At 68.1% G+C, this 16,035-nt stretch carries 15 protein-coding genes and 1 pseudogene; 8 read left to right on the plus strand and 8 right to left on the minus strand.

Annotated features, from left to right (window positions below):
* Positions 1-12: 12 nt before the first annotated feature.
* Genes ACFOSH_RS32030 through ACFOSH_RS32040 form a run of 3 tightly spaced genes read right to left on the minus strand, consistent with a single transcriptional unit; the run spans position 13 to position 2,370 of the window.
* Entirely contained in the window at positions 13-903 is an 891-nt protein-coding gene (locus ACFOSH_RS32030) for an AurF N-oxygenase family protein (protein WP_378243289.1), read from the minus strand.
* Entirely contained in the window at positions 900-1,781 is an 882-nt protein-coding gene (locus ACFOSH_RS32035; protein WP_378243291.1) for a crotonase/enoyl-CoA hydratase family protein, read from the minus strand. Before ACFOSH_RS32035 ends, ACFOSH_RS32030 begins: the two co-directional genes overlap by 4 nt.
* Entirely contained in the window at positions 1,771-2,370 is a 600-nt protein-coding gene (locus ACFOSH_RS32040) for a TetR/AcrR family transcriptional regulator (protein WP_378243293.1), read from the minus strand. Before ACFOSH_RS32040 ends, ACFOSH_RS32035 begins: the two co-directional genes overlap by 11 nt.
* Positions 2,371-2,647: 277 nt before the next feature.
* Between ACFOSH_RS32040 and ACFOSH_RS32045 the strand changes: the two genes are divergently transcribed.
* Entirely contained in the window at positions 2,648-3,391 is a 744-nt protein-coding gene (locus ACFOSH_RS32045; protein ID WP_378243295.1) for a GAF and ANTAR domain-containing protein, read from the plus strand.
* Here the strand turns inward: ACFOSH_RS32045 and ACFOSH_RS32050 are convergent.
* Entirely contained in the window at positions 3,388-4,524 is a 1,137-nt protein-coding gene (locus ACFOSH_RS32050) for a Gfo/Idh/MocA family protein (RefSeq protein WP_378243297.1), read from the minus strand. The genes ACFOSH_RS32045 and ACFOSH_RS32050 overlap by 4 nt on opposite strands.
* A 151-nt stretch (positions 4,525-4,675) precedes the next feature.
* Positions 4,676-5,038, minus strand: coding sequence for a MerR family transcriptional regulator (locus ACFOSH_RS32055; RefSeq protein ID WP_378243299.1), 363 nt, complete (start codon positions 5,036-5,038; stop codon positions 4,676-4,678).
* Between the two features lie 64 nt (positions 5,039-5,102).
* Between ACFOSH_RS32055 and ACFOSH_RS32060 the strand changes: the two genes are divergently transcribed.
* Positions 5,103-6,329: an MFS transporter gene (locus ACFOSH_RS32060; RefSeq protein ID WP_378243301.1), complete on the plus strand. Its 1,227-nt coding sequence runs from the start codon at positions 5,103-5,105 to the stop codon at positions 6,327-6,329.
* On the opposite strand, the gene ACFOSH_RS32065 is transcribed toward ACFOSH_RS32060, so the two are convergent.
* A complete protein-coding gene (locus ACFOSH_RS32065; protein WP_378243303.1) occupies positions 6,250-7,146 on the minus strand; it encodes a LysR family transcriptional regulator in 897 nt (298 codons plus the stop codon). The genes ACFOSH_RS32060 and ACFOSH_RS32065 overlap by 80 nt on opposite strands.
* An 87-nt stretch (positions 7,147-7,233) precedes the next feature.
* On the opposite strand from ACFOSH_RS32065, the gene ACFOSH_RS32070 reads away from it, so the two are divergent.
* Positions 7,234-8,562, plus strand: coding sequence for an aspartate aminotransferase family protein (locus ACFOSH_RS32070; protein ID WP_378243305.1), 1,329 nt, complete (start codon positions 7,234-7,236; stop codon positions 8,560-8,562).
* Positions 8,563-8,675: 113 nt separating this feature from the next.
* Here the strand turns inward: ACFOSH_RS32070 and ACFOSH_RS32075 are convergent.
* Positions 8,676-9,491 (minus strand): annotated as a pseudogene (locus ACFOSH_RS32075) (bile acid:sodium symporter family protein); the annotation flags it as partial.
* 169 nt (positions 9,492-9,660) lie between these two features.
* Here ACFOSH_RS32075 and ACFOSH_RS32080 point away from each other — a divergent pair.
* Both ACFOSH_RS32080 and ACFOSH_RS32085 read left to right on the plus strand, forming a co-directional pair.
* Positions 9,661-10,686: a medium chain dehydrogenase/reductase family protein gene (locus ACFOSH_RS32080; RefSeq protein WP_378243307.1), complete on the plus strand. Its 1,026-nt coding sequence runs from the start codon at positions 9,661-9,663 to the stop codon at positions 10,684-10,686.
* Between the two features lie 59 nt (positions 10,687-10,745).
* Positions 10,746-11,267 carry a DM13 domain-containing protein gene (locus tag ACFOSH_RS32085; RefSeq protein ID WP_378243309.1) on the plus strand — a complete coding sequence of 174 codons (522 nt, stop codon included), beginning with the start codon at positions 10,746-10,748 and terminating at the stop codon, positions 11,265-11,267.
* Here the strand turns inward: ACFOSH_RS32085 and ACFOSH_RS32090 are convergent.
* Positions 11,264-11,893 carry a TetR/AcrR family transcriptional regulator gene (locus tag ACFOSH_RS32090; protein ID WP_378243311.1) on the minus strand — a complete coding sequence of 210 codons (630 nt, stop codon included), beginning with the start codon at positions 11,891-11,893 and terminating at the stop codon, positions 11,264-11,266. The genes ACFOSH_RS32085 and ACFOSH_RS32090 overlap by 4 nt on opposite strands.
* 60 nt (positions 11,894-11,953) lie before the next feature.
* Between ACFOSH_RS32090 and ACFOSH_RS32095 the strand changes: the two genes are divergently transcribed.
* From ACFOSH_RS32095 to ACFOSH_RS32105, 3 genes are all read left to right on the plus strand, one after another.
* Positions 11,954-12,385: an RpiB/LacA/LacB family sugar-phosphate isomerase gene (locus ACFOSH_RS32095; RefSeq protein ID WP_378243313.1), complete on the plus strand. Its 432-nt coding sequence runs from the start codon at positions 11,954-11,956 to the stop codon at positions 12,383-12,385.
* A 262-nt stretch (positions 12,386-12,647) separates the two neighbouring features.
* A complete protein-coding gene (locus tag ACFOSH_RS32100) occupies positions 12,648-14,297 on the plus strand; it encodes a glycosyl hydrolase family 18 protein (protein ID WP_378243315.1) in 1,650 nt (549 codons plus the stop codon).
* A 39-nt stretch (positions 14,298-14,336) separates the two neighbouring features.
* Positions 14,337-15,695 carry a cellulose binding domain-containing protein gene (locus tag ACFOSH_RS32105; RefSeq protein ID WP_378243589.1) on the plus strand — a complete coding sequence of 453 codons (1,359 nt, stop codon included), beginning with the start codon at positions 14,337-14,339 and terminating at the stop codon, positions 15,693-15,695.
* Positions 15,696-16,035 lie beyond the last annotated feature (340 nt).

Below are 16,035 nucleotides of genomic sequence, written 5' to 3' on the forward strand. Positions count from 1 at the left end.
TCCTTGTTCGTTTCAGTCGAGGACGCCGGCGCGGCGCCAGAGCCGTCGGCTCGGGCCACCGATGAGGCCGATCTCGGTGAAGTACTCGACGGCCTTGGCCGCCCAGGCCGCCTTGGTCCGGCGCCAGTGCGGATTCGTTTCGGCGGCTTGGCGAGCTTCACGGGGGTCGAGCCCGACGGAGGTGTAGGCCTTGGGGTGCAACAACTCCGAGGTCGCGACGTAGGCCATCCCGGCGATCGCCCAGCGGATCAGTTCGCGCCCGACTCGGCCGTGACGGGCCCAGGCCCGGCCCAGTTCGTCCTTGGCGAAGCTGATGTGACGGGCCTCTTCGATGACGTGGATGCGGGAGATCATCCGGATCATCGGCTGCAGGCTGTCGTCCCGCATCATCTCGCGTTGCATGCCGTCGGCCAACTCTTCGACGTAGATCGCTCCGGCGAACAGCAGCGCGGGACCGCAGACGGCGCCGAACACCTTGCCCGCCCGGTGCGCCGTGCGGCTCGGGCGCCGGACGACGCCGCCGGTCTTCGCGATCGAGCGGGCGAACATGGTGCTGTGACGGCATTCGTCGGCGATCTCGGTGAGCGCGTACTGGGCGTTGTGCGTCGTCGGATCGCTGTTGTACACGTGGCGCACCAGACCCTGCATCAGGATCAGCTCGAACCAGATGCCCGACGCCGCGGCGGCCGCGGCCTCCTGACGGCTCAGCTCGCCGCGCTGGTCTTCGTCGAGCCTGTCCCACAGTTCGGTGCCGTACAAGGAACATCGTTCCGGCGTCTTGCCGTAGGCGCCGTCGACCAGCGGTGCCAGCCAGTCGACGTCGACGTCTGGGTCGTACGAAAGCCGTGCGGAGGAACGCTGCAGGCGCTCGGCCACACGTTCGCTTTCGGTGTTCGCGGTCATGACGACCTCCTCGGATCCGTGTTCTCCGGCAGCGGTCCGCCGCCGTCCGGGATGACCTGCCCCGAATCGCGGTAGGCCACCGCCTCGTGGAAACCGTCGCGTTCGGCGAATTCGCGGAACCAGCGCCCTTCCGGGCTGTGCCGGGTGATGCCGTCGAAAAGCGTCGCGAGCGTCTGGGTGCCGGAAAGGCCCATGTTGTCGTAGGCCTGGTTGATCATCAGTTTCTGCATCACCAGCTGGTTCGTCGGGACGCCCGCCATCCGGTCGGCGAGTTCCTCGACGGCGGCTTCGAGCCGCCCGGGTTCCACCGCGTCGAGCGCGAGTCCCCAGTCCGCCGCGGTAGCGCCGTCGATGGTGTCGCCGGTGAGCAGCATCCGCTTCGCGCGCTGGGCCCCGACGCGGTAGACCCACATCGCGGTCGTCGGGCAGCCCCACACCCGTGCGGGCGGGTAACCGATGCGCGCGTCGGTCGCCATGATCAGCACGTCGCACGACAGCGCGATGTCACTGCCGCCGGCGATCGCGTGCCCCTGGACCTGGCAGATGGTGGGTTTCAGCGACCGCCACAGGCTGAAGAAGTCGTCGGTGTTGCGCTTCATCACCCGGTAGTCCTTGACCGGATCCCAGACCGGGCACTGGTTCCAGCGGCCTTCGGAGTCTTCCTCCGCGAACTGCTTGAGGTCGTACCCGGCGCAGAACGACCGCCCTTCGCCCCGGACCACGATCACGCGGACCGCGTCGTCCTCGTTCGCCCGCTCCACGGCCTGCCGGATCTCGGCGGGCATGACGTCGTTGATCGCGTTGAGCCGCTCGGGGCGGTTCAACGTCAGATAGGCCTTCCGGTCTTCGACGCGGTAAGTGAGCGTCTCAGGCGCCATCGGAGCCTCCCAGCGCGCGAAGGGTGAACGTGACCAGATGCGGGATCGTGTCCGGGCCGCCGTCCCCGGCCAGAGGGCCGACCAGCGTTTCCGCACCGGCGCCGACCAGCGCCGCGGCGGTCGCGTCCGCGTCCTGCGGGGGCAGCAGTCCTCTCGCGACGCCGTCGGCGATGGCCCTGGCGATGACCTCGCGGAACGCGCGGCGGAAAACCAGCCGCTCGGCCTCCACGACAGCGTCGACCGGTTCGGCCAGCAACGCGTACGCCAGCCTCGGCGCCTTCAACGCCCGGCCGGCGAAGGTCTCGATCACGGCGACCACCCGCTCCCGGACGTCGCCGCGCGCCGCGGCCGCCTCGACACTGGCGATCTCGCGGGAGACGACCTCGCGGAACACCTCGACGACCAGGTCGGCCTTGGACGGGAACTGCCGGTACACGCTGCCTGTGCCCACCCCTGCCCGCGCCGCGACCGCGGCCATGGAGCAGCCCGCGTAGCCGGTCTCGGCCAGCAGCGTGATGGCCGCGGCCAGGATCTCGCCTCGCTGCGAGTCCAGCCTGGCCTGCGTCTTCGGGGTACGTCGGTACGGCACGGAAGGAGTGAAGCACGGATTCCGCACTTCAGCAATGCCCGGAAACCTCGTGAGCGGTGAGGACGGTTAGGGCCCACAGTGTCTTAGGTACCTACTGCCGAGCGGTTTCGTGTGACTGGAGGGACGACACGCGTGAGTGGCCAGGACGGTCATCAGGGACCGGCCGGTTCCCCCGAATCGGCCAGCGTCTTGCCGACGTCTTGGCGAACGAAGGCGCGTCCGGAGCGAGTACGTTCTGGTGGTCGGCGAAACACGCCGGCCGCCGGGAAGGGACACGATGGATCAGTTTCGCGACACCGCTTCGGCGTTGCGGGAGCTCACGGAGTCGATGCGGCTCGACGAACCCCGCGACGAGTTGCTGGAACGGGTGGCGAAGAAGGTGGTGGGCCTGCTGCCCGGCGCGGACGCGGCCACGGTCACGCTGTACTCCGACGACGAGCCGAGCACCGTCGCCACCACCGACGAGTCCCTGCTCCCCCTGGACAAGGCGCAGTACAGCGCGGACGAAGGCCCCTGCCTCAAGGCGGCCGAGAGCGGGACGATCGTCCGGACCCTGCTGGACGCCGACACGGCGAGACGCTGGCCCGATTTCGCCACCGCCGCCGAGCAGCTCGGCGTGCGGACCGCACTGGCCTGCCCGCTGTTCGTCCCCGACGAGTCCCACTTCAGGCGGCGCGCCACCGAACCGCTGTCCGGCGCGCTCAACGTCTGGAGCTTCAAGGAGAACGCCTTCGACCCGGTCGAAGCGGCCCTGGTCGCGATGTTCACCTCGGCGATCTCGGCGATCATCCTCACCGCGTCCCGCTGGGCCGCCGCCGAACGACAGGCGGAGACCCTGGTCGCCGCGCTGGAGACCAGGGACGCCATCGCCACCGCGAAGGGAATCGTGATGGCACGTTTGGAGCTGAACGCCGAGGAAGCCTTCCGCTGGCTCACCGAGGCGTCACAGCACACGAACCGCAAGATCCGGGAGATCTCGGTGCTGATCGCCGAGGACCCGGGAACGGTTTTCGGCCGCTAGAGCGAGATCCGGCGGTTCTCGCGTGACGACTGGAGGCCGGCTTCGGCGAGACGGATGCCTCGCACCCCTGCCATGAAGTCGTAGGGATGCGGCGCGTCCTCCACGACGTGGCGGATGAACTGCTCCCACTGGGCGCGGAAACCGTTGCCGAAGTCCTCGTTGTCCGGCACTTCCTGCCACTGCGCGCGGTAGGACCGCGTCTCGGCCAGATCCGGGTTCCACACCGGCTTCGGCGTGGCCTCCCTCGGCTGGATGACGCATTTGTGCAGGCCCGCGACCGCACTGCCCTTGGTGCCGTCGACCTGGAACTCGACCAGTTCGTCGCGGTGGACCCGCACGCACCAGGACGAGTTGAGCTGGGCGATGATGCCGCCTTCGAGCTCGAAGATCGCGTACGCGGAGTCGTCGGCCGTCGCGGCGTACCGCTCGCCCTTCTCGTCGACGCGCTCCGGGACGTGGGTGACGGCCTTCGCGGTCACGGCGTTGACGGCGCCGAAGAGGTTCTCCAGCACGTAGTTCCAGTGACAGAACATGTCGACGACGATGCCGCCGCCGTCCTCGGCGCGGTAGTTCCAGCTGGGGCGCTGCGCCGCCTGCCAGTCGCCCTCGAAGACCCAGTACCCGAACTCGCCGCGCACGGAGAGGATCTGGCCGAAGAAGCCGCTGTCGATCAGCCGCTTCAGCTTGAGCAGGCCGGGCAGGTACAGCTTGTCGTGGATGACGCCGTTCTTGACCCCGGCGGCTTCGGCGTGCCGGGCCAGGGCGAGCGCGCCTTCGACCGACTCCGCGACCGGCTTCTCGGTGTAGATGTGCTTGCCCGCGTCGATGGCGCGGACGATCGACTTCTCGCGGACCGCGGTCAGCTGCGCGTCGAAGTAGAGCGGGAGGTCGTCGTCGCCGAGCGCGGCGTCGAGGTCGGTGGTCCAGCGGGTCAGCCCGTGCCGCTTGGCGATCTCTTCGAGCTTGTCCGCGTTGCGCCCCACCAGTACCGGCTCAAGCTGGACCCGCGAGCCGTCGGAGAGTTCGACCCCGCCCGCCTCCCTGATCGCCAGGACCGAGCGCACCAGGTGCTGCCGATAGCCCATCCGCCCGGTGACGCCGTTCATCACGACGCCGAGTTTCCGCGTGGTCATCCGTTCTCCTTTGAAAGCGCTTTCCTGCACTCATCCTGAAAGCGCTTTCTCATACTGTCAAGACCAAGGAGGGCTGAAGGGGACTTTCCCCACATGAGACGCGGCGAAGGGAGCTTTCACCGCGTCAGTTGCGGGGAAAGTCCCCTTCAGCTCAGCGACGAGCGCGGACGGCGTCGAGGTACTCGGTGATGGCGTCCCGGTTGCGGAGCAGGCATTCCGCGCGCCTGGTCATCCGGTCGCGTTCGGCCTCCAGGGTTTCGAGCATCTCCCTGGTCGCGTCCGGGAAGTAGATCTGCCGGGGCTTGTCCAGGCAGGGCAGGATCTGCTTGATGATCCTGGTCGGCAGCCCGGCGTCGAGCAGGCCGCGGACCTGGACGACCCTGTCGACCGACGGCTCGCCGTAGTCGCGGTAGCCGTTGGCCTGCCGCTCGGAGATGATGAGACCCTGTTCCTCGTAGTACCGCAGCAGACGGCGAGACGTCCCCGTCCGCTCCGACAGCTCCCCGATCCGCATGTGCGCCACCTCACTCCGGCCGACTTGACCTTCACATCTATGTGATGGTTCGAGCATACGGTTCATGACTCCGAAACTCCCCCTTGGCGCACTGCTCGCGCTGACCACGGCCGCGTTCGTCACCGTCCTCACCGAGGCCCTGCCCGCGGGCGTGCTGCCCGCGATGAGCGCCGGCCTCGGCGTCGGCGAAGCGGCGACTGGCCAGCTGGTGACGGTGTACGCGATCGGTACCGCCCTCACCGCGATCCCCCTGTCCGCCGCGACGGTGGGCTGGCGCCGCAAACGCTTGCTCCTGGCCGGAGTGGCCGGTTTCGCCGTCGCCAACACGGTCACCGCGCTGTCCACGAACTACCCGCTGACCCTCGGCGCGCGGTTCGTCGCCGGGATCGCGGCGGGCGTCGTCTGGGCGCTGCTGACCGGATACGCCCGGCGGCTGGCACCGGAACCGGTGCGGGGCAAGGCGATCGCCGTCGTGATGACCGGTATCCCGCTCGCGCTCTCGCTCGGCATCCCCGCGGGGACGTTCCTGGGCGGCGCCTTCGGGTGGCAGGTGACGTTCGCGCTCATGTCGGTGCTCGCGCTCGGCCTGCTCGGCTGGATCGCGCTGGCCGTCCCCGACTTCCCGGGACAGGACAAGGGCGGCAGGCTCCCGGTGCGCGGGACACTCGCCGTGCCGGGTGTGGCCGCGGTCTTGTTCGTGACGCTGACCTTCGTGCTGGCGCACAACATCCTCTACACCTACATCGCCACCTTCCTCGAACACGTGTCGATGGGCGGCTCGGTCGATCGGATCCTGCTGGTGTTCGGGCTGGCGTCGATGGTCAGTATCTGGATCGTCGGCCTCTTCATCGACCGACGGCTGCGCGCACTGACCGTCGCGGGCACCCTCCTCGTGGCGCTCGGCGCGACGATTCTGGCTCTGCCGGGCGAAAGTCCGGCGCTGGTCTACGTCGCCGTGACGCTGTGGGGGCTCGGCTGGGGCGGCGTCCCGACGCTGCTGCAGACCGCCGCCGCGCAGGCGGGCGACCAGGGCGGCGCGGCGGACATCGCGCAGGCCATGCTGGTCACCCTGTGGAACGCGGCGATGGCGGGCGGCGGGATCGCCGGCGGCGTCCTCCTCGCCGGTTTCGGCGCCGAGTCGTTCCCCTGGAGCGTCCTGGCGCTGCTCGTCCCGACCCTGGCCGTCGTGCTGGTGGCGCGACGGCACGGGTTCACAGCGGCAGCTCCGGATGGCTCCGGATCGCCTCGAGAACCAGGTCGACAGCCGCGCGAGGCGCGGACCCGCGCCTGATCGCCGCGGTGATGGCGCGGGTGACCGGCGTCGCGAGCTCACGGGTGGCGACGCGGTAGCGCTTGTCGACGGCGAGGCCGGGCAGGAGGGCGATCGCGAGCCCGGCTTCGACGTGCTGGAGGGTCATCATGTAGTTGCTGTACCGGGCGACCACTCGGGGCTCGAAGCCCGCTTCACGGCAGAGCCGGGTGGCGAGGTTCGCCATGTAGGACCGCGGGATGTCGAACGCCCAGGGCTCGCTCGCGTAGGCGGCGAGATCGGCGGGGCCCCGTCCGGCGGCCGGATGGCCGGGCGGGACGACGAGCACGATCGGGTCGGCCGCGAGCGGCACGAGGTCGATGTCCGGCCCGAGCGGCTGGTCGACGAAGTCCGTGGTGGTGACGATGACGTCGACGTCGCCGACGCGGAGCGCGGGCATGCTGACGTGCGGTTCGAGTTCGAGCAGTTCGATGTCCAGCTGTGGATGCGAGCGGGCCAGCCGGGTCACCGCGGGGACGGCGATGGTGTGGATCGCGCTCTGGAAGGCGCCGAGGCGGACGAGCCCCGCCGTCGCGTCGCCGAGACCGCGCAACTCGGCCTCGACGGTGTCCATGTGGTCGAGGATCGCTCTCGCGCGGCGGGCCAGCAACAACCCGGCCGGGGTCAGCCGGACCCGGCGGCCGGTGCGTTCCAGCAGTCGCGTGTGTGTCTCGGCCTCGAGGACCGCGAGTTGCTGGGACACGCTCGACGCGCTCAGGTTGGCCGCCTTCGCGACCGCGCGGACGGTGCCGAGCGTGTCCAGCCGGCTCAGCAGGCTGAGCCTCCAAGGGTTGAGCATGACGCCCATTGTTGTACGGATCAGCCGAACAGCACAGCCGGAATCGTGAGCTGGACGTGTCGCTCGGCTCCGGCTTACCGTCGAAGCATGGCTGCTCCGATCACCGACTCGTCCACCGCCGAACGTTTCTGGGCCGACGCCGACAGGCACCTCGTGCGCTACGCCGGGGCCGGCGACTTCACCCGCGAGATCATCGACCACGCCGCCGGGAGCTATCTGTTCACCGAGTCCGGACGGCGGATCCTCGACTTCACGTCCGGGCAGATGAGCGCGATCCTCGGGCATTCGCATCCCGAGATCGTCGAGACCGTGCGACGTCAGATCGGCTCTCTCGACCATCTGTTCAGCGGGATGCTGAGCCGTCCCGTCGTCGACCTCGCGCGGCGCCTGGCTGAGACTTTGCCGTCACCGCTGGAAAAGGCGCTGCTGCTGACCACCGGGGCGGAGTCGAACGAGGCCGCGATCCGGATGGCGAAACTGGTGACGGGGAAGCACGAGATCGTTTCGTTCGCCCGGTCGTGGCACGGGATGACGCAGGCGGCGGCGAACGCGACCTACAGCGCGGGCCGCAAGGGCTACGGCCCGACCGCGCCGGGCAACTTCGCCATTCCCTCGCCGAATTCCTATCGGCCGGACTTCCTTACGACCGAAGGGGAACTGGACTGGCGGCGCCAGCTGGACTTCGGTTTCGAGATGATCGACGCCCAGTCCGTCGGCAGCCTCGCGGCCTGCATTGTCGAACCGATCCTCAGCTCCGGCGGCATCATCGAGCCGCCGCCCGGCTATTTCGCGGCCTTGCAAGAGAAATGCCGTGAACGCGGGATGCTACTGATCCTCGACGAAGCCCAGACAGGCTTGTGCCGCACGGGAAACTGGTACGCCTTCGAACGCGACGGCGTCGTCCCCGACATCCTGACGCTGTCCAAGACGCTCGGCGCCGGGCTCCCGCTGGCGGCCGTGATCACCAGCGCGGAGATCGAGCAGGAGGCACACGACCGCGGCTACCTGTTCTTCACCACGCACGTCGCGGACCCGCTGGTGGCGGCCGTCGGGAACACCGTGCTCGACGTCCTCACCCGCGACCGCCTCGACGAACGCGCCACCGAACTGGGCGCCTTCCTCCGCCACGGCCTCGACAACCTCGCCGACCGTCATCCCGTCATCGGCGACATCCGCGGGCGGGGCCTGCTGGTCGGTGTGGAACTCGTCGTGGACCGTGCCACGAAACAGAGCTCCGACGAACTGGGCGCACTGGTCACGCGGCGCTGCCTCGAACTGGGGCTGCACATGAACATCGTGCAGTTGCCAGGGATGGGCGGGGTTTTCCGGATCGCTCCCCCGCTGACGGCCACGGAGGACGAACTGGCGGAAGGGCTGGGTGTGCTGGACCAGGCGATCGGGGACGCTTCAGCGTGAGTGGGTCGTGAGTGGTAAGTGTCGTTTGAACGACACTTACCACTCACGACCAACCCGACCCGCGGTACCCGTGCGGGCTCCTTGCCGCGGGACAACAGGACGGCCACGATCCCGGCGGGGAAGAACATGAGCACGCCGTAGATCCCGGCGGGCACGGCCATCGTCTTGTCGCCGAGCACGGAGATCGCCACGGCGATCGCGAGGGTGGCGTTGTGGACGCCGATCTCCATGGCGGACGCGATCGACTGCCCGCGGTCCACCCGGAACAGCCGCGGCACGTAGTACCCGATCGCGAGGCTGAGCACGGAAAGCGCCAGCGCCACCGGCCCGAGCGTCCCGATGTTGTCCAGCAGGGTCCGGAACTCCTGCGCGATCGCGGCCGCGATCACCAGCACGAGCACCACGGCGGAGCCGATCTTGACCGGTTTGCGCATCCGCTCGGCCCAGCCGGTGAACCGGCTCCGCACCGCCATCCCGATCACGACCGGGATCAGCACGATCGCGAACACCTGCACGAACTTCGCGGGCTGGAGCCCGACAGAGGCACCGCCGTCGAGGAATCCGGCCATCGACAGGCCGACCACCAGTGGCAGCGTGAACACGGCCAGCACGGAGTTGATCGCCGTGAGCGTGACGTTGAGGGCGACGTCGCCGCCGGCGAGGTGACTGAACAGGTTCGCCGAAGTCCCGCCGGGTGAGGCGACGAGCAACATCATCCCGACCGCGAGCACGCCTTCGAGGCCGAACAACAGGATGAGCCCGACGCAGATCGTGGGCAGCACGATCATCTGGCACACCAGCGCGATGACGGCGGCCTTCGGGTACTTCAGCACCCGTGTGAAGTCGCCGACGGCCAGGGTCAGCCCGAGCCCGAACATGACGAGCGCCAGCGCGACGGGCAAGAGGATCGAAAACATCGCCGAACCCATCCAGGGGCCTCCGTCCGATATGCCCTTTTCAGCTCGGCAATCGTGCCAAGCGGCGAGAACCCGGTCAAGGCACCGAAACCCAGACGTGACCCCACTTGACTTTTCCGAGAGCAGTGCTCACTATAGTTACAAGCTATAACGAGCACGAGAAGCAATCAGGGAGAACGAGATGAGCACGCTGACCGAGGTCGTACTGCCGGGCAAGGTCGAGCCGGAAGGCCTGGAGCTGCGGGAACGCCCGCTCCCCGAGGCCGGTCCCGGCCAGGTCGTGGTCGCGATGGAGGCGACCGGGGTCTCGTTCGCCGAACAGCAGATGCGCCGCGGCAAGTACTACGACCAGCCGCCCTTTCCCTTCGTTCCCGGCTACGACCTGGTCGGCACGGTCCTGACCACCGGCGACGGGGTCGACAGCGGACTCGCCGGCCGCCGGATCGCCGCGCTGACGAAGGTCGGGAGCTGGGCCAGCCATGTGGTCCTCGACGCCGCCGACGTCGTTCCCGTCCCGGACGGCCTCGGCGCCGAAGAGGCCGAGACCGCGGTGGTCAACGGCATCACCGCCTGGCAGATGCTGCATCGCAAGGCCCGGGTGCGCGCCGGGCAGACGATCCTGGTCCACGGCGCGAACGGCGGGGTCGGCTCGCTGCTGGTCCAGCTCGCCGTCCAGGCGGGTGTGCAGGTGATCGGCACGGCGTCGAAGCGGCACCACGAAGCGTTGCGGCGCTGGGGAGTCATGCCGATCGACTACCGGACCGAGGACGTCTCCGCCCGCGTCCGCGAGCTCGCGCCCGAGGGTGTCGACGCCGTCTTCGACCACGTCGGCGGCGCCAGCGTGCCCGCGTCGTGGAAGCTGCTCGCCCGCGGTGGCACGCTCGTTTCCTACGGCAGCGCGGCGACCCGCGACGACGAGGGCTCCAAGCAGTTGCCCGTACTCAAGATCCTCGCCCGCGTAATGCTGTGGAACACCCTGCCCAACGGCCGGAGCGCGTACTTCTTCAACGTCTGGGCGGGACGGTCCTTCGCCAAGGACCGGTTCCGCGCTCGCCTGCGCGAAGACCTCACCCAGGTTTTCGCGGCGCTCAAGGACGGCGCGATCACGGCTCAGGTCGCGGCGCGGCTGCCATTGAGCCGGGTCGCGGAAGCGATGCGGCTGGCCGAATCCGGGACTGTCGCGGGCAAGGTGGTGCTCACGCCGTAAGGGTTCGGTAACCGCGCGAACCCGGCGATCCGGACGGTTCGCGCGGTTGAATGACCCTCATGAAACGCAAGCGGGTGCTCACCGTCCTGGCGGCCGGACTGGTGGTGGCGGTGGCCGCGGGCCTCTACTGGTTCCAGCCGTGGAAGCTCTGGGTGAACGAGACGGTCCAGGAGGCGCTTCCGATGGCCCAAGTCACCGAAAGTGCCGCGCCTGCCCCGAAAAAGCCCACGGTCGTGGCGACCGGCGAACTGATCGATCACGAGCACGCGACCAGCGGTGCCGTCCGGATCCTGCGGGCGGAAGACGGATCACTGGTGCTGCGCCTGGAGAATCTCGACACGAGCAACGGCCCGGATCTGCGGGTCTGGCTCACCGACGCGCCGGTGCTCCCCGGCAAGGACGGCTGGTTCGTGTTCGACGACGGAGCGCACGTGAGCGCCGGGAAACTCAGGGGCAACAAGGGAAGCCAGAACTACCCCCTGCCCGCGGGCACCGATCTGGCGCGGTACTCGAGCGTGACCATCTGGTGCGACCGGTTCGACGTGTCGTTCGGCGCGGCCCAGCTGACCAAAACGGTCTAGGCAAGGCGGTCCACGGCGTATTCCATTTCCGCGCGGACGGCGCGCAGATCGATTCCGCCGGGATCGATGATCGTGGCCACCGCGATCCCCCGCAGCTGCCCCACCAGCGCCGCCGCGTACGCGTCCGGATCGCGGACGCCGGCGATGGAACCGTCCGCGATCCCGGCGGCGACGGTCTGCGCGATGGCGAACCGGTACCGGCGGTCGGCTTCGGTCATCGCCGACCGCACCGCCGGATCGCCGACCGTCGCGTCCGTCCAGAGCACCACGAACGCCCGGTTCAGCGGCGGCATGTCGGTGAGCAGTTCGAAGAAGATGTCCAGCAGCGCGCGCAGCATGTCCATCGGGCTCGGTGTCAGCCCACCGGTCCGGGTGGCGACGGCGGCGCCGAAGACGTCGGCGAACTTCTCCGCGGCGAACTCGACGAGCCGCTGTACCAGCGTTTCCTTGGAGCCGAACAGCTGGTAGACGATGGCGCTGTGATAGCCGGTCCTGGCACAGATCATGCCGATCTTGAGCCGGGCGAAACCCGCCTCGCCGATGAGGCGGGCGGCGGTGTCGAGAATCCGCGCCCTGGCGATCTCCTGGTCACGCTGGACCTGACGCTCCTCCGCAGACGAGTCCACGACGAGATCCTCCCATGACTTCCGGTTCGTCACCTGTTGACGCGGCGTTACGATCCGGACATGAGGATCGCCTTCTCCGCCGACGACCGGAACGCCACCACGGACGCCGTCCAGGCCTTCCTGACCGAGGCCGGACACGAGGTGATCCGCCCGGCGACGTCGGACGACTGGCCGGAACTCGGCTCGGCGGTGGGCAAGGCTGTCGCCGACGGCGAGGCCGACTTCGGCGTGGTGATGTGCTGGACCGGGACAGGCACGGCCATCGCGGCCAACAAGGTCCCCGGGGTGCGGGCGGCGCTGGCCTGGGACACCTGGATCGCCGCGGGCGCGCGCAAGTGGAACGACGCGAACGTACTGGCGCTGAGCCTCAAACGGCTCGCCCCCGACGTGGCCGTCGAAATCACCGAGGTGTTCCTTTCCGGTATCGCGCCGGATCCCGACGAAACGGCGAATATCGCCCGGCTCGGGGAAATGGACGAATTCCGTCGGTGAACAGCACCGAACCAGTGAACGGTTAACGCTGTCGAACGTATTAGGCCGTTCGCAGGAAAATCGCCACTCTACGTAGTGACGCTTCCCATATTGGTCCAGACCACGTACCGTCTCCCGCAACAAAGCGTTCCGCATGGAGGTGGTCGATGAAGACGCATCCCCGCCTGCCCGGCTTCGGCCGCGGCAACGCGATGTCGCCGATTTCGCACTGACGAAATCCTTCTCCAAGATCATTTCCCTGCACCGTGTTGTAAGGAGTGAAATGTCAAGAAAGAGATGGCATCTGGTCGGCCTGTTCACGGCCGTCGCGGCACTGGCGGTCGGTCTGGTGACCGTGCCCGCGGCCGCGGCGGGTGGGGTCGGGGCCACGCTGACCAAGGGCTCGGATTGGGGCTCCGGCTGGGAAGGCAAGTACACGATCACGAACAACTCGGGATCGAGCCTCACCTCCTGGACCCTCGAGTTCGACCTCGCGGCGGGACATTCGATCGCTTCGCTGTGGGACGGTAGCTACACCGCCTCCGGCCAGCACGTGACCGTCAAGAACACTTGGAACGGCAACGTTTCCAACGGCGCTTCCGTCAGCTTCGGCTTCAACGTCAAGTACTCCGGCGCCTACACCGCGCCCGCGAACTGCAAGATCAACGGCGGCTCCTGCGACCCGGGTGGCGGCACCCCGACGACGAGCAACCCGCCCACGACCACGACGTCCAACCCCACGACGTCGAACCCGCCCACCACGACCACCACGAGCAACCCGCCGACCACGACGACTTCGAACCCGAACCCGGGCGCGAAGAAGAACCTCGGCTACTTCGTGCAGTGGGGCGTCTACGGGCGTAACTACCACGTGAAGAACATCCACACTTCCGGATCCGCGGCGAAGCTGACGCACATCAACTACGCGTTCGGCAACGTCACCAACGGTTCCTGCACGGCGAACGACGACACCTACGCCGACTACGACAAGTTCTACGACGCCGGGTCCAGTGTGGACGGTGTCGCGGACTCGTGGGACGCGGGCGCGATTCGCGGTAACTTCAACCAGCTGCGCAAGCTGAAGAAGATGTACCCGGGCCTGAAGGTGCTGTGGTCGTTCGGTGGCTGGACCTGGTCCGGCGGCTTCGGCCAGGCGGCGAAGAACCCCACCGCGTTCGCGGAATCCTGCTACAAGCTGATCAAGGACCCGCGGTGGGCCGATGTCTTCGACGGCATCGACATCGACTGGGAGTACCCGAACGCCTGTGGTCTCACCTGTGACACCAGCGGCCCCGCCGCCATCAAGAACGTGTCGCAGGCGCTGCGCACCAAGTTCGGCTCCTCGTTCCTGGTCACCGCCGCGATCACCGCGGACGCCAGCAGCGGCGGCAAGATCGACTCCGCCGACTACGGCCCCGCGTCGGCGTACCTCGACTGGTACAACGTCATGACCTATGACTTCTTCGGCGCCTGGGCGGCGCAGGGTCCGACGGCCCCGCACTCGCCGCTGACCGCGTACCCCGGCATCCCGCAGCAGGGCTTCAACACCGACGACGCCATCCAGAAGCTCAAGTCCAAGGGCGTCCCGGCGAACAAACTGTTGCTGGGTATCGGTTTCTACGGCCGTGGCTGGACCGGCGTCACACAGGACGCCCCGGGCGGCACCGCGACCGGCGCGGCACCTGGCACCTATGAAGCGGGCATCGAGGACTACAAGGTCCTGAAGAACTCCTGCCCGGCAACCGGCACGATCGCGGGCACCGCGTACGCGAAGTGCGGCAACAACTGGTGGAGCTACGACACTCCCGCAACCATCAATTCGAAGATGGGCTGGGCCAAGAACCAGGGTCTCGGCGGCGCGTTCTTCTGGGAACTCACCGGCGACACCGGCAACGGCGAGCTCGTCACGGCCATGCGTAACGGCCTTAACTGAGAGGTTTGAGAAGTGGCTAAGCGGACTTGGATCCAGGCCGTGGGCCTGGCCGCCGCTGCCGCAACGGCCGGCGCGGTCCTCGTGATCGCGCCGGCTTCCGCGGCCGGCGGCGTCGGCGCCGCCTTCAGCAAGGGCTCCGATTGGGGCTCCGGCTGGGAGGGCAAGTACACGATCAGCAACAACTCCGGATCGAGCCTTCCCACGTGGACGGTCGAATTCGACCTTCCCGCGGGACATTCGATCGCCTCGCTGTGGGACGGCAGCTACTCCGCCTCCGGACAGCACGTGACGGTGAAGAACACCTGGAACGGCAACCTCGGCAACGGGGGCAGCACCAGTTTCGGGTTCAACGTCAAGTACTCCGGAAGCTACGTCGCCCCGGCGAACTGCAAGATCAACGGCGGCTCGTGTGATCCGGGCGGCGGTGGCCCCACCACGACACCGACCACGACCACCTCCTCGCCGACGACCACCACGTCGACGTCGAACCCGCCCACGACCACCACGAGCAATCCGCCGCTGCCCGGCGGCCGTGGCGCGCCGTATCTGTACATGGGCTGGGGCAGCCCGCCGAACCCGCAGACGGTCATGAACGCGACCGGGATCAAGTGGTTCACCTTGGCGTTCGTGCTGGCTTCGAACGGCTGCAACCCCGCGTGGGACGGCAGCCGTCCGCTGCAGGGCGGCGTCGACGCGAACGCGATCGCGCAGATCAAGGCCGCGGGCGGGCAGATCGTGCCGTCCTTCGGCGGGTGGAGCGGCAACAAGCTCGGCCCGAACTGCTCGACGCCGGAATTGCTCGCCGGTGCCTACCAGAAGGTGATCGACGCCTACGGTCTCAAGGCGATCGACATCGACATCGAGAACACCGACGAGTTCGAGAACGCGACCGTGCAGGATCGCGTCCTCAACGCTTTGAAGATCGTGAAGGCGAAGAACGCCGGTATCCAGACCATTCTCACCTTCGGCACGACGACCAGCGGCCCGAACTCCTGGGGCAACCGGCTCATCGACCAGTCGAAGGCGCTGAACGCCGGTGTCGACGTCTACACGATCATGCCGTTCGACTTCGGTGGCGGCGCGGACATGTACGGCAACACCATCAAGGCCGCGAACGGCCTGCGGGACAAGCTGAAGTCGACCTTCGGGTGGGACGACGCCACGGCGTACAGCCACCTGGGCATCAGCGGGATGAACGGCCTTTCGGACCAGCAGGAACTGACGAGCCTCGACGCCTGGACCAAGATCACCAACTGGTCCAAGACGAACAAGATCGCCAGGCTCGCGTTCTGGTCGGCCAACCGTGACCGGCCGTGCCCCGGTGGCGGGGTCGCCGAGAACTGCAGTGGTATCGCTCAGAACGACTGGGACTTCACGCGGATCACCGCGGGCTTCTGACGTCCCTTGCTCGGTGGGCTGAAGGGGCCCATAACCGCATCTGACGTGGCGAAGGGAGCCTTCGCCACGTCAGATGCGGAGAAAGTCCCCTTCAGCTCCCGACTCCCCGAACTGCGGGCCCGCGCCGAGCTGCACGGTGCGGGCCCGCTCCTTTACGCGATCAGTCCTCTGAATGCGGCACTTCGCGGGCCCGGGTACTTGCTCAAGCCCACGTCCCGGCTCCGGCCAGGCCGCCCTGTCCCCAAGATCAACAGCAGGCACCCGACTCCCCGCATTTCGTCCTCTAAACGCGGGCCGAGGACGTGCGACGTCTCGCATTTCGTCCTCTGGATGCGGGCCG

It is taken from the genome of Amycolatopsis speibonae (genome assembly GCF_042647925.1).
In the GTDB taxonomy this organism is placed as follows: Bacteria; Actinomycetota; Actinomycetes; order Mycobacteriales; family Pseudonocardiaceae; genus Amycolatopsis; species Amycolatopsis speibonae.

Coding starts and splice junctions, on each gene's coding strand:
- ACFOSH_RS32030 (WP_378243289.1), bottom strand. CDS start 903: ATGACCGCGAACACCGAAAGCGAACGTGTGGCCGAGCGCCTGCAGCGT.
- ACFOSH_RS32035 (WP_378243291.1), bottom strand. CDS start 1,781: ATGGCGCCTGAGACGCTCACTTACCGCGTCGAAGACCGGAAGGCCTAT.
- ACFOSH_RS32045 (WP_378243295.1), top strand. CDS start 2,648: ATGGATCAGTTTCGCGACACCGCTTCGGCGTTGCGGGAGCTCACGGAG.
- ACFOSH_RS32050 (WP_378243297.1), bottom strand. CDS start 4,524: ATGACCACGCGGAAACTCGGCGTCGTGATGAACGGCGTCACCGGGCGG.
- ACFOSH_RS32055 (WP_378243299.1), bottom strand. CDS start 5,038: ATGCGGATCGGGGAGCTGTCGGAGCGGACGGGGACGTCTCGCCGTCTG.
- ACFOSH_RS32060 (WP_378243301.1), top strand. CDS start 5,103: ATGACTCCGAAACTCCCCCTTGGCGCACTGCTCGCGCTGACCACGGCC.
- ACFOSH_RS32065 (WP_378243303.1), bottom strand. CDS start 7,146: ATGCTCAACCCTTGGAGGCTCAGCCTGCTGAGCCGGCTGGACACGCTC.
- ACFOSH_RS32070 (WP_378243305.1), top strand. CDS start 7,234: ATGGCTGCTCCGATCACCGACTCGTCCACCGCCGAACGTTTCTGGGCC.
- ACFOSH_RS32080 (WP_378243307.1), top strand. CDS start 9,661: ATGAGCACGCTGACCGAGGTCGTACTGCCGGGCAAGGTCGAGCCGGAA.
- ACFOSH_RS32085 (WP_378243309.1), top strand. CDS start 10,746: ATGAAACGCAAGCGGGTGCTCACCGTCCTGGCGGCCGGACTGGTGGTG.
- ACFOSH_RS32095 (WP_378243313.1), top strand. CDS start 11,954: ATGAGGATCGCCTTCTCCGCCGACGACCGGAACGCCACCACGGACGCC.
- ACFOSH_RS32100 (WP_378243315.1), top strand. CDS start 12,648: ATGTCAAGAAAGAGATGGCATCTGGTCGGCCTGTTCACGGCCGTCGCG.